Below are 13,524 nucleotides of genomic sequence, written 5' to 3'. Positions count from 1 at the left end.
TAATACTCATTATTTTTTTTGCCATACCGTTACAAAACCGCCGGTAAACTGGTAAGGTAATTTTTCAGCAACGGCACAATCCCATTTCTGTAAAAACTTAAACCGCTTTGTAAAGAAGGAGAAAGGAAAAACATCTTCAATAAAATTGGTCTTACCAAACTGTACAATATTAAACTGGTTGGTATTGGCCAGCTTCTCCAGGTCGTTCTTTGTGAAGAATTGTATATGCGTCAGGTCGTCGGCAGAGCTTTGCACCGTAGTGCCTTTATAACCAAAAGCTGATTTGATCTTTTGCACCAGCTTCCATACCCAGTTATTTTTTTTCTGCATGGCAATAACCGGCTTGGTTACCAGTACTTCCCTCGGGCCTTTACCGTTGGGTACCGTTACAATCAATACCCCATCTTTATGCAGCACCTGGTGTAATACCTGTAATAACATTTCAGGCTGGTGTAAATGCTCTAACACTTCACTGCAAATAATTGCATGGTACTGGTGACCGTCCGCTACCAGTTGCTCCGCACTTTTTACCTCGAATTTTACGTTGGGTAATTTATTTAATACTTTAGCTCTTTCTATCGCTTTTTCACTAATATCCACACCTTTCACATTAAAGCCAAGCGAGCCCAGGCTACGGGAAATAACGCCATTACCACAACCCACATCCAGCACTTCGGCCCCGGAAGGCAGGCTGGTTTCAAGGGTTTTCCTGATAAACTCCAAACGTTTTATATCGGCAATTCTTTCAAATTCCACGGCGCTGTTTTATTTACAAGTGAATGAGGATTGACTAACTGCTGATAGATCTTTTCTATCTCCGTAGTCATTTGTCGGGCATTAAAGCGACTTTCCACAGTGTGCCTGGCAGCGTTGGCAAATTTTATTCTCAACGCTTCATCACCGGCCAGTTGGAGTATCGCTTTTGTTAATGCAGGAACCATGTGCTGTGTATCCACCAGGATACCATTTTCATGATCCTTAATGATCTCTTTGGTGCCATCAACGTCGGTAGCAATAATGGTTTTACGCATGGCCATTGCCTCCAGTAAACCAATAGGTAAACCTTCCCAGAGGGAAGGTAATACAAAAACATCTGCGCAGGCCAGTATACCCGGTACATCCTGCCTGAAAGGCAATAATGTAATATGTTTTTCCAGGTTCTCGGTCTTTAGCCACTCCAACGCTTTTTCTTTTTGCTCCCCGTCACCCACCATCAATAAATGAATGTCAGGGTTTGCGGCCAGTGCCTCTTTAAAAGCAGCCATTAATGCTAATGGTTGTTTCTGAAAAGTAAACCGGGCAATAAAAAGAAATAAAGTTTTGTCAGCAGGAACACCCAATGATGCACGGGTTAATGCAAAATCATTATCCGGGTTAAACTTTACGGTATCAATGCCATTATTAATGACAGTTGATCGAAAGCCGGGTATATGTTTAAACCCGGTTTGCTGGTTGGATGCCGAAACAGATATGTTGACCGTTGCTTTGCGGGTGATATACTTTTCGCCCATCACCCTGATTTTTTTCACCAGTACATTTTGGTCCTGGTGAAAAGACCAGCCATGTATGGTGTACACCAACGGCAGTTTTAATTGTTTGGCTGCCCATAGAATATTGGATCCTGCTCTGGTGCCGTGAGCATGAATTAAGTGAACATCAGATTCCTCAACAAAATTTCTTACGGCTCTCCATTTCGTAAAATCAAATGGTTTTTCGGTATAAATAACTTTTGTAGTAACATTCAATGCCTGCAGCCTGTCTATCATCGGTCCATCTGTAAAGGATAGTACTACCGGTTCAAACACAGTTCTGTCCATGTTCTCCACCAGGCTTAAAAGATGCGACTCGCCTCCGCCAATTTTACCCTGTCGGATACACTGTAACACTTTTATTTTGGGGGTAACATGCATCTCCTGTTAAACTATACTAATGTTTTTTTAACAATGCCCCACCCTTCAGGTAGTTTCTCGGTAATTTCAATATTGCCAAATTCCTGGCTCTGCCTGGCGCCCACACGCTTAGCCCATTCGGCCATACGGGCAATACCTTCTTTCAGGTCAATACCGGTTCCGGCGCCGAATACTTCATGCGCTTTGGTATGATCGGAGTAGGCATGTAACACTTCATTTCTCGCTGCTAAATATTTAATATCAGCTTCCACACCAAACTCTTCGCTTACTACAGTGGCCAGTTCATTCACGGTATAAGGTTTGTCAGCACCAATATTAAATACCTGGTTATAAGCAGCCGGCTTCTCCACCGAATGAGCGATAGGAATTGCTACATCATCAATATAACTGAAGGCCCTGGTTTGGGTACCATCCCCAAAAATGGTCAGTTGTTTGCCCTGCATGATCTGGTTCATGAATATACCGATCACGTTGCGGTACTTATCACCGATATTCTGGTTTTCGCCATATACATTATGCGGCCTGAACACCACATAGTTCAGTCCAAACATTTCGTGGGCTGCTTTCAAATCCAGCTCCACCGCATATTTTGATACACCATAAGGATCCTCAGGCTCTGGTGTCATAGCTTCTGACATAGGCAACTGCCCTTTTCCGTATACAGCTATGGAAGAGGTAAACACAAAACATTTTACTTTATGTTTTACCGATTCATTGATCAGGTTAATACTACCTACCAGGTTGGTATTATAGTTAAACCTCCTGATAAAGTGAGAAAGGCCTTCAGCAGCATAGGCTGCCAAATGATATACATACTCAAACTTATGCTTATTAAACAGGTCGGTAACCAGGTCATGATCCACCACACTTCCTTCTACAAAAACAGCACCTTCAGGAATATGATCCTCAAAACCACCGCTTAAGTCGTCTAACACAATCACTTCGAAACCCATTTCCAGACAATGACGGGTAACGTGTGAACCAATAAAACCAGCGCCGCCGGTTACCAATACAGACTTTTTCATATTATCAGTTTAATTAAAAGTTATGTTTTTATTAAAGTGCCACATAATGCCTTTCCAGAAAGAGCGAAAATGGTGCATCTGCCTTTTCAGTAAGAAAACGGCAGAGTTTTTTGGCACCGTAAACAAACTAAAATAGGTCAGGAAAATTAAAAAATTACCCGTGGTCATATTCCGTTTCATAAACAAAATACGGTTCCTGGTCAGGTAGAAGGTTTTAAACGGACTGGATTTGCCCGTTGTCATGGACTCCTTATGGTAAATTAAAGATTTAGGCTGGTAGTATACCTGGTACCCTTTACGTTTTATCTGTGCGCACCAGTCAAACTCTTCATAATAAATGAAGAACTCATCAGGCAAGCCGCCTATTTCATCAATTATTTTACGGGGCACCATCATGGCGCCGCCATGTGCATAACCCGTTGTAGTAATATTGTTATATTGTCCTTTATCTTCTTCACGGCAGCCCACTTTACTGTTCCGGCCGGTAAATACATTAATGGGCGGATAACCCGCATATTCAATTGTTCCCTTCTGGAAAAAATAGTGAAATTTAGGACTCACCACTCCTGCATCAGGGTATTGCTCAAACACTTCCAGTAATCCTTCCAGCAGGCCGGGCGTAAATTCGGTATCGTTATTTACAATAAATAAATAATCACCGGTTGCCGCATCAATGGCCACATTATTACCACCGGTAAAACCCAGGTTCTTACCGTTTAAAATTACTTTTACATCGGGACGTATTGCCTTGAATACCTCAGTGGGATCTTCTTTTGACCCATTATCGGCAATAATAATTTCAAGAGAGGGATATGAACAATGTTCATTGATTGACCGTAAAAAATCGCAGGTAATGTCCGTAGTATTCCAGGTTAATGTAACAATGGACACCAACGGCGCTGAATCCTTTGGCATGAATAACTTTTAGAGGTACAAAGATTAAGGGTTAAAGATATATTAGGTTTTGTCAAAATGCAAGCTAATGGCTTAAGAATTGCACTTTTGGAACATTACAATGGGCGTTTTAACTAAAATCCACATGTCTTTCAGAAAATTCGCTTCTCTCGCATAGGTAATGTCCAGGTTAATTCTTTCTTCAGTTGACATATCTTCCCTGCCTCTTTTTTCAATTTGCCATAAGCCGGTTATGCCGGCAGGAGCCATAAATCTTTCAACAGAGTTATTATCAGTTAAAGTAGCAGCTTCATATAAAGGCAGAGGCCTGTTACCCACCAATGACATATCACCTTTCAGTACATTGATCAGCTGTGGTAATTCGTCAATACTGGTATTTCTTAAAAACCGGCCCATTTTGGTGATACGCGGGTCGTTTGCTATTTTCAGGAATTTCGCTCCGCCGGCTTCTTCTTTGTACTGGTTCAGGTGGCCTAACTGATCAATCTTTTTATCAGCGCCTACTTCCATTGTACGGAATTTATAAAATTCAAACACTTTATAACCCTTACCGGCTCTTTTTGATTTATAAATAACCGGACCGCGGGACTCCAGTTTAATCAATAAAGCTATAATCAGGAAAAAAGGTAATAACAATACCAGCAACACTGATGCTACTATTACATCCACCGCACGTTTTAAAGATAAAAATGCGTTGAACGTGTATCCTTTGGTAGTATAAGCTGATTTAACTCGCTCCGTAAATACTTTTTCATTTCCCCTTACTTTTTTCAGGAAGTTTACTTTAGCTACCAGGTCAATATCAGGATTACAAATATCCACCACATCATCAACAAAACCGCTGGCAGCAACATCTGCACGCTGTACTTTGGTTAATTGCTGCAGGCAGTAAATAACGATCGTTTTCCTGTATGCTTTACGTTTTTTCAAAGCAGCGGCAAAAAAACTTAATTCTGATTTGTTGTAGGGAACCTTAATTAAAATAACATCCGGTATAGCCACTTTTGTGTTGGTACCGATAAAGTTATGCGCCTGTTTCAGGCTATTTACATAATAGGTAGAAGCGAAGTCAGGAGTCTCCGTCTCATCATCTTTACCAATGATAAGACAAGACATTTTCTTTTCAACCGACATATTGCCGGACATATCTTTTACAACATGCCAGTTATTCTCGGAAGTTTTGGTTAAGGGATATGCTGCTAAGTTCATAAAAGTAAGAATTAAATTAACTGTTAAAAACGGCTACAGAAGGTTTAGATGTTATACTGTCAATATAAACGGCCACCTCCTGCGGGTTAAATGGTTTTGGAAAAACAGTTTTAAGGAATGCAGATTTTAATTTAACGTCTTTACTTTCGGATAAAAGAATTATATGTATGTCTTTTGAAGAAAAACTTGTTTCTAAGTGTTGTAAAAAAGAACCTACTTCTTCATCATTATTGTTATCAATAATAACAATGCTGTCGGTCTGGCCCCGTTTCAGTTCAGCACTGGCCTGGTACACTGTTTCTACTCCCAGCACAGTATATTTTTTTGATAACACTGTCTGAAAAATAAAATTCATGGCCTTATTGCCGCTCACGCTTATGATATTCCAACTCATAGTTAAAATTGATTAAAACACTTCACAGAAATATTCAAGTGTGTAATCATGGAATTGGATAAGCAATAGCAAGCAAATGCTTACAAACACTTATTGTTGTTCACTGGATTGTGGAAGAGAGGTTTCGTAGAAAGTTAGATAAGGATGGGTTTTCAGAGGTATATATCCGGAAGGCAAGAATTTTCCGGAGATTTTCTATAATTCGAGACCGAAAATAGAACTTTATTTTAATTATGCAAAAAAAAAGCCGATTTATTTTAATTTAACGTCCACCACCTGTGGATAATGGTCCGAATAATTTACATCCGGCATATAAAACTGCTCTACCGCAAACCGTTTGTCAGTAAATACATAATCTACCCTTAAAGTAGGCGCAACAAACCGGAAACTCCGGCCCAGTCCGCTCCCCTTCTCCAGGAAAGCATCATTCAGTTTATTGCTTACTTTGAAATAGGAATAAGAAGTGGGCAGGTCGCCCAGGTTGCCGCATAATATTACCGGAAAAGGACTTTTTGCTACCTCATTTTTCAGTATCTCTACCTGTTGTCCGCGCAGGGCGTAGGCATTTTTTAATTTCGATGCATTATTCCTCGTATTACCCCAGTTACCGGCCTGTTCATTCCGGGCAATAATACTTTGTTTTCCCAGCCTGAACGATTCCAGGTGGAAGGAATAAACCCTGATCGTTTTATCATTTACCTGTACATCGGCCCAAAGTATGCCTTCCGAATGTACGCCCTTCTCAAAGTCAATGGTATCTGTTGCCACAATGGGGTACCTGGACAGTATAGCCATGCCGTACTTATATTTTCCGTTCACTACACTTGAGCTGGCAAAAAAACGCTGATACGGGTAGCCCCGCTTCTCCAGCTCTTTTAAATTACTTTCAAAATAGGTATAATCATAAGGTTCAAAAAACTCCTGTAAACATAATACATCGGCCTCCTGCATCTGTACTACATCCATCATGTTTAACCGATTGGTAATACCACCTCTTGCTTTTTTATTTTGTTCATCCCAGCGAAATACATTCCAGTTTAATACCCTTATACTACCCTCTTTCTTAACCATCTCGAACTCACCTGCAAAAAAACGCATGCCTATCATAGCTAAAAACTGTTGTGTTCCCAATAAAAACAGCAGGCTTAAAACAATTGCCAGTTTTCGCTTCTTAAAAAACCAATAGATCAATAAAAGAAAATATAAAACAAACAGGCCCGGGAAAGCCAGTCCGGCCAATGCAATGGGCAAAAAAGTGGTGGGTGCTACAAACGGCACCAGGCAGGCCAGCAGGTACAACAATACTACACCAATAGTAATAACCAGCATGGTTATCTTCAACCATTTAAACCTGTCTTTTGGCATCATAATTATTTTTTGGGCGTATCCCTGTGTCGCATAAAACCTTACTTCGTACCTCAGTCATATTATTTATTACACAGGGCCGGGCTATTCGCTGCTACTCCGGCACAATCCTACCCACAAAGGCTTCACCGGGGTATACGCTGCTATCCCTTACGCATACTTAAAAATATTTTTTCTTTAATACTATCATTCAGTCATTTCAAAAAATGCTCATCACGGTCTCATAGTAATACTTCAGTTGAACGGAGCGTCGCAACCGGGCTGCATCAGGGCGCTGCAGCCGGCAAAAAAATGGCTTTATAACATGGGGTTTATTACATGAATACCGGATAAGATAAGTTCAAACTTATAAAACATTTACTAAACAAAAAAAGGCCGGTATAACCCGGCCTCTTAAATTGTTTATAAATTAACTTATCGCATTAAATACATCTTGCCATAACCTTTATTAAAATACTTATCCGTATTATCACCGGATGCTTTGTATTTATCAAGTGATTTACCCTGGTGATTGGTTATAACACGGTATAAATACACACCGTTGGCCAATTTGGCGCCATACTGGTCAGTACCATCCCATTTAAACTGGGTAATATTATTACCAATATGTAAAGGCCCCAGTTCGTCTTTGGTTATCTCCCGTACTACCTTACCGGTAATGGTCAATATCTGTATGCGTATATTCTGTGGTACTTCGCTACCGGTCAAGGTAAATACAAAAGCGGTAGAGGTAGTAAACGGATTGGGATAGTTAAGCATATTGGAGATCATCGGCTTGTTAATCACCTGGAACGCCACTCTGTATTCCATATTACCCGCTACATTATCACTCCTATCCTTACCCGCTACCATTAACTCGTATTCACCGTCCTGCAGTAACCATGGCTTAAAGGTAATGGTGGCCGAATTATTATCATTCGGGGCCACACCGGCTCCGGTGAAGGTCAGCGTATCCGAGTCAAAGTCAAAAGTTTTAATCGTTCCATCGGGGTAACGCAATTTAACCGACACAATATCCTGCTGATCCAGCACCATCCATTTGGCATCATCCTTTAATTTAATGAGGATATTCGGTTTCGCAGAAACAATATCGCGGTTTAAAATATGCACGCCGTCAAAGGTCACATCCATCACCGGGTTCAGGCTATCCGGCCTTACATAAAACTCGGAGAAGGCAAAATTGTTGAACAGGGATGTTTCCGGCTGGTCAAAATCAGGGTTGAAGTTGATGTACAACCTGTTAGTTCCTGAAAGACTTTGGGTAGGTATATCAACATTTAGTTTTAACAGTGCGCCGGACTTCAGGTCTTCCTGTTTAGGTACCGGAATAATATGTTCCACATTATTTTTGTCGGTAACCGTCACTTTTACTTTTAAACTATCACTAAACCCAACAGCAGAAATATTCTTAAACCCTAAGCCTAATTTTAACGGTTCGCCAATGTCTACCGTATCCTTTTTGGAGTAATATAAATTAGGTGCCACGGCCCCTTCCGGAACAGGATCAAAGGTCAAACGCCAGTAGTTTAACTGGTAAGGTGTTGCATAAACAGAATCCCTGTTTACCATTCTTAGTTTCATGTAAGGGTACTGTTCTGCATTCACCGACGACACGTCAAAATCCTGTTGTGTAACATCCAGGTTACTGAACAAGGTTGTTTCAACCCCGGCATTGTTGACACCAATAACACTAATTGTAGGCCTGTCTCCATTTGTCTGGTTATCGAGGCTGCGCCCATTCCAGTACAAGCGTTTCCACCCTTTTGCCGGACCAAATTTAGGCGAGGTAATATACCCCAATGTGTCTTTGGTATCCAGGTCAATGCGTAATGTAATGGGATCCGGGGGATCTGCCAGGCCACCACTCATCACCATCTGCGGTGTAAACTCAGGCCTGTTTTTACGGTAAATAAATATAAATACCCTTGCTCTGTAAAATGAATCCAAAGTAGTAAAGCCCTGGGCTTTGAGCTTATCATACAAAGTATTCCCCGCCCCTGTAATGCTGGCATCTGCCTGCCAGTTGGACACATAAGCGCCAGGCGTTTCGCTGGCAGGTGATGAGTTCCTGACAATAACATAGCTGCCATCGGGAATCACATCCATGAACTGGGCAGCGCTCACCCGCTTAGATTGTGTATTTAAATTATACTGGAAATTCCAGTTCCTGTCAGCAAAGCAAACGTTATCACTTCCATACTGTCCCGGCACACTACCCCCGGTGGCATCATTATTTAGCCATGGTACCAACGAAATTGAATCCAATACATTAAATATGATCCCCGGTTGTCCGCATGGGCTCCTGATAAACGGATTATCGTCAATTGCTACAGAAAAGCCTGCCGCCTGGGTATAACTATACCCAAGAATGCCGCTATGTACAGTAATATTCCTGTGAACAAAATTATAGTTAGTATTCCGGCTTGCAGAGTCTAACTTTAAACGTTCATAACCACTTTTAAAATGCTGGTAAACATGTGACTGGTTAAAACCAATATCACTGGAAGGCATGTATATGAATGAACTTACGTTCCATTTCCACTGACCGTCCTCGGGTTGAGGTGATACCCGCCAATAATAAACCCTGCCATCCACCAGGCTTAAAGGCATATCTGTATCAAACACACCACCGCTTGAGGATATATTTCTTGTAGCTTTTAAAGCCGAATTAAACAGTTCTGTCGTATCAACCTCTACCACATACTGTCTTAGCTCTGCAAATGGGTTGGCTGATGATATCGTTAATTTTATTCCCGGTTTATTTACAATTGCAAAAGCCTCCGGGTAAATCGGTCTTGCTTCATCTTCATAAATAAACACTTCCTTGGTAATGGTGTTGTTCGATTCATACAGCTCATCAATTTCATTATCCGCATCTAAAGTAATAGCTATTTTGTTTATGCCTTTATCCCTTGTCGGAACAATAGGCACTTGCAATGTCATTGAATCCTTAAAAGTGGTGAACAATACTCTTTTTCTTTGTACCACTTCCGTGGTTAAGTCCGGATAAGTTCTTTTTACTTCTATGGTAATGCTATCCTTCACTGCTTTACCTATATTAACATAGGCCAGGTCTACAGTAAAGCTTGTTTCTGCCAGGGAAACAAAACCAGGGGTTATTTTAACCAACTGTTCTTCTATGGCATAATCCGGCTTAGCCGCTGCATAATACCTGATTGCTGGATCACCATGCAAAGTATATTGCTCACACTGAAAACGGGCATAAAAATCATTCTCCGTTAATACATTAAACATGTTTTTTATCCCTTCATCCAATATTTCTCCAAGCGTAGCTCCATATTTTGTTCTCGATAAAGCGTTATAATGATTCTGATTATATATATCCAGGTAATGTACAATACCAAAATGGGTACTAGCTAAAAAAGCAATCGAACCTTTTTCCGGTGCTAACACATATTTTTCTGATAAGGTTTCGTGGGTTAATAAACGGTTGGGGCTATAGCTGAAAAAACTTCCCGCATTACATCCTAGTACATTAAAAATAGGATACTTTCCCAGGTTATTATAATTGGCAGGATTATCCAGGTTAAACTCAAGCGTAGTAGCCGATGAGTGTCCGAAATAGGTAAGCAGGCCAACACCATCATTCATTAATTTGGCCAGATATGAACTGCTCAATTGCTGTACGGCATCAGCTGTACTTTTAACAAACGTGGTAACATTGCCGGCAAATAAAGAATCCTTTACAATTCGCGCATGGTTATTTAACGAGCCTGATAATAAAGTGGTCAGATCAATGGATCCTGCCCCAACCACATGTACCACATTTTTCATCCACGACTTATCGGCAATGGCAGGTGAGTTAAAACTATACCACTGCTCATATTGTTTTACTTTATTCAGGTAAGTAGCTACTTCATTACTATTTACTACAGATAGCCTGCCAATAGGAGTTAAAGGAACGGAGCGACCGGGAGTTGCCGTGAACAGGTTATCGGAAGCAGGCCAGCCAAATGTAGGCACCATATTCAGAGTTTCTGCTGCCACCCCGGATTGATTCGCGTTGTAACTGATATAATCCATTCCTCTTCCTATGAGCAATACATTTTTTAAAGGCAGGGCATAATTAGTACGTACCCATAAAATAAAATTCCTTACCGAAAGCGGGTGTTTTTTTATACCAAACGCAAACTGATCAACCAGTTGATCGATCATATAAATATTGGCCCTGTATCCGCCGCCTGTAACCGAACTCCGGTAAGCTTTGTAATCCTGTAACGGGTTAGTGCCGGAGGATGAGTTATTATTTAACAGCTCATTTGAGATAATTAAGTAATCGCCCTGGTTAGCCGCTAACGCATAATTAACAAAATCACGTCTCTCTATAGTGTTAATAGTCCCGAAATTTGAAGATGCAGGACTTACCAATACCATCTTTGCAGGTACAGCTGAGGGGCTTATATAGTACTTAAAACTGGTACCGGTGCTCGTAGCAGCGGCAGTATAACGGCGTCCGTTGGTAAGATCCAGTAATACCGGCATTCCGCCATTACTGCTAAACCCGGTAATATCTAAATAACGCGCCGAACCAGATGCAGTAAGTTCAAAAGGAAAGTTCTGAACAGATGTTCCGCCAAAATTAAACTGGCGGGGATAGGTCAATTCAATCTTACCTACGACCATCCTGTCCGAACCCGTTTCGGCCGTATTGTTTTTAATAACAAAAGCGGCACTATTGGCGGCCACCAGGCTTTTATCAAAAGAAGCAGATAATTTAAGATAGTTGTAAAAACTCAGTTCCTGATTAAATATCTCTGTCCCGTTTAAGGTTGCCGCAAACCGACGTGTTTTATTCGCATCACCCGCCAGGTTCAGGTTAACACGAATGCCAGGTGTTCCTGCATCGTTTGATACAAAAAGATCAGAAAAAGTAGTTGCAATTGTTGCTCCGTTAGTAATGGCCGCGGATGTCCATCCTTCGGCCTGGTCATAAGCAGATGAATAGGTATAATCGCTTTCAATTTGTGAAGAGAAACCGCCATGTCTTTTTTCACGATAATATTTACCGGCAGTATACATGAAAAAGCTTTCTGCAACCGCTCCGCCGGGAATAATACTCTCAACAGGCAACAGGCGCTTATTGGCAGCACCGGGATTTAAAGTCAGGAAAAATGAGGCTGTATCCGTCTGTAAACTCCATTGATCGTTTATCTGGAAATCTGCAACGCGGTAAAGTGCATTGTCTACTTTGCCATCATTCATTTCGCCCCAGAATTCAATGTAATCACCAGCGCTCAAAGTACCGCTTTGTTTGGAAGTATAAATGGGCACTTCAACCCCATTACGCCATAATTGAAAGTTGTTTACATCAGCCCCACCTAAACCAACACCCGCCAGGGTTGACTGGTTGATGCGGTAAAGACCGGTAGCAGCAACTTTCAGTTTATAATAGGTTTTTGAATAATCGATCCATTCGTTGTTATACGTTTGTGCCCCGGTCTTCAATACTATAAAAACAAATAAAAAGAGTAAAAATCTTTTCATAAAGGTTCGTTTAAAATATTATTTTTTCTTTTTGTTTTTATCACCGGCCAGTACTAAGCGTAGTGAAAAAACATGGGTGAAGAGGGGGTTTGATTGGTTAGCAAGATTGGCAAATGCATAATCAATGGTTACGTTCTGGATCTTAAATCCGGCGCCTGCACTGGGTTGGTATATCCATACTTTTTTCTGGTTCAGGGTATCACCGTCTGCTAATGCTTTTTGAAAGTTGTTAATGCCCGCACGGATATAAAATACATCATTCACATTGCACTCCAGTCCGATCTTGGGATCTACACTCACCGGGTCGCCTACAATCACCGTATTTCTTTTGCCATCAAAAGTTATATCGGTGTTCACTTCAGCCAGCAGAGAAGTTTTTTTACTGATCTTAAATTCACGGGCAGCACCCAATACCAACCGTGGCGCTGTCATCTCCGTAGATTTTACCGGGATATCATTATTGGTTAAATACAGGGCTTCCTTTTCTCTTTCAGTAAAGCTGAATGCCCAGGTATTGAAAGTGCTGGTAATATCACGGCCTACAATGCCAAAGCGCCATTTGTTCTGTACAATCTGTAAGCCGGCATCGAGACCAAAACCCCAGGCCCTGGCAAATTTGCCTACATTCCGGTGGATCACTTTTGCATTCAGACCGAAATTGATCTTCTTCTTTTCTGTATCTTTTATTTTCTGTGCAAAGGACAAAAGGAAAGCATAGTCAGCGGAAGAGAATTCCTGGATATTGTTATAGTTAATGGTGCCATCCGGCTCCACCAGGAATAAGGTGTTCATGATATCATCCACTGCAAAACGCAAACCGGTAATGGCCACTGTTCTTTTATTATTGGCTGAAGGAATAGCAATATTGACAAAATCATATTTCCCAATGCCCGCAAAGTATTCGGAGTGCATTAAGTTCACTTGCGGATTATCTTTAATATTTGCCAGGCCGGCAGGATTCCAGTAAGCGGCGGTGCCATCATCAGAGGTTGCTACCTGTGAACTGCCCATCGCCAGGCCACGTGCGCCCGCGCCAATATTCAAAAATTCATTGGAGTATTTTCTAAACTGCGCCTCAGCCCGGCCACAGATCAAAATGAGGAGTAAATACAGGTATACCTTTGGAACTTTCATTCGGATAATTTTCTTATAAGCAATTTTTGTATAGCTATTAGGGTTACAAGATCAACATGCAAAACTA

At 41.2% G+C, this 13,524-nt stretch carries 9 protein-coding genes; all 9 read right to left on the bottom strand.

The genetic code is table 11. The features are described from left to right. Positions 1 to 9 precede the first annotated feature (9 nt). The 9 genes from ACFS6H_RS12440 to ACFS6H_RS12400 all read right to left on the bottom strand — a co-directional run bounded on the left by ACFS6H_RS12440 (position 10) and on the right by ACFS6H_RS12400 (position 13,457). Positions 10 to 756: a class I SAM-dependent methyltransferase gene (locus tag ACFS6H_RS12440; protein ID WP_386099042.1), complete on the bottom strand. Its 747-nt coding sequence runs from the start codon at positions 754 to 756 to the stop codon at positions 10 to 12. Further along, a complete protein-coding gene (locus ACFS6H_RS12435; protein ID WP_386099039.1) occupies positions 729 to 1,910 on the bottom strand; it encodes a glycosyltransferase family 4 protein in 1,182 nt (393 codons plus the stop codon). The genes ACFS6H_RS12440 and ACFS6H_RS12435 overlap by 28 nt, the downstream gene beginning before the upstream one ends. Before the next feature lie 11 nt (positions 1,911 to 1,921). Next, positions 1,922 to 2,935: an NAD-dependent epimerase/dehydratase family protein gene (locus ACFS6H_RS12430; RefSeq protein WP_386099036.1), complete on the bottom strand. Its 1,014-nt coding sequence runs from the start codon at positions 2,933 to 2,935 to the stop codon at positions 1,922 to 1,924. 9 nt (positions 2,936 to 2,944) lie between these two features. Further along, entirely contained in the window at positions 2,945 to 3,850 is a 906-nt protein-coding gene (locus ACFS6H_RS12425) for a glycosyltransferase family 2 protein (RefSeq protein WP_386099033.1), read from the bottom strand. Positions 3,851 to 3,922: 72 nt separating this feature from the next. Then, on the bottom strand, positions 3,923 to 5,059 hold the full coding sequence (locus ACFS6H_RS12420) for a sugar transferase (RefSeq protein ID WP_386099031.1): 1,137 nt from the start codon (positions 5,057 to 5,059) through the stop codon (positions 3,923 to 3,925). 16 nt (positions 5,060 to 5,075) lie between these two features. Next, a complete protein-coding gene (locus ACFS6H_RS12415; RefSeq protein WP_386099029.1) occupies positions 5,076 to 5,453 on the bottom strand; it encodes a hypothetical protein in 378 nt (125 codons plus the stop codon). A gap of 252 nt (positions 5,454 to 5,705) precedes the next feature. After that, complete coding sequence (locus ACFS6H_RS12410) at positions 5,706 to 6,821, bottom strand: endonuclease/exonuclease/phosphatase family protein (protein ID WP_386099026.1); 1,116 nt, start codon at positions 6,819 to 6,821, stop codon at positions 5,706 to 5,708. Between the two features lie 411 nt (positions 6,822 to 7,232). Beyond that, on the bottom strand, positions 7,233 to 12,323 hold the full coding sequence (gene porU2, locus ACFS6H_RS12405) for a putative type IX secretion system sortase PorU2 (RefSeq protein WP_386099023.1): 5,091 nt from the start codon (positions 12,321 to 12,323) through the stop codon (positions 7,233 to 7,235). Between the two features lie 18 nt (positions 12,324 to 12,341). Then, complete coding sequence (locus tag ACFS6H_RS12400; RefSeq protein ID WP_386099020.1) at positions 12,342 to 13,457, bottom strand: putative type IX sorting system protein PorV2; 1,116 nt, start codon at positions 13,455 to 13,457, stop codon at positions 12,342 to 12,344. Positions 13,458 to 13,524: the final 67 nt, after the last annotated feature.

This window comes from Terrimonas rubra (genome assembly GCF_042686025.1).
Classification (GTDB): Bacteria; Bacteroidota; Bacteroidia; order Chitinophagales; family Chitinophagaceae; genus Terrimonas; species Terrimonas rubra.
This window is presented reverse-complemented; position numbering and strand designations above follow the sequence as displayed.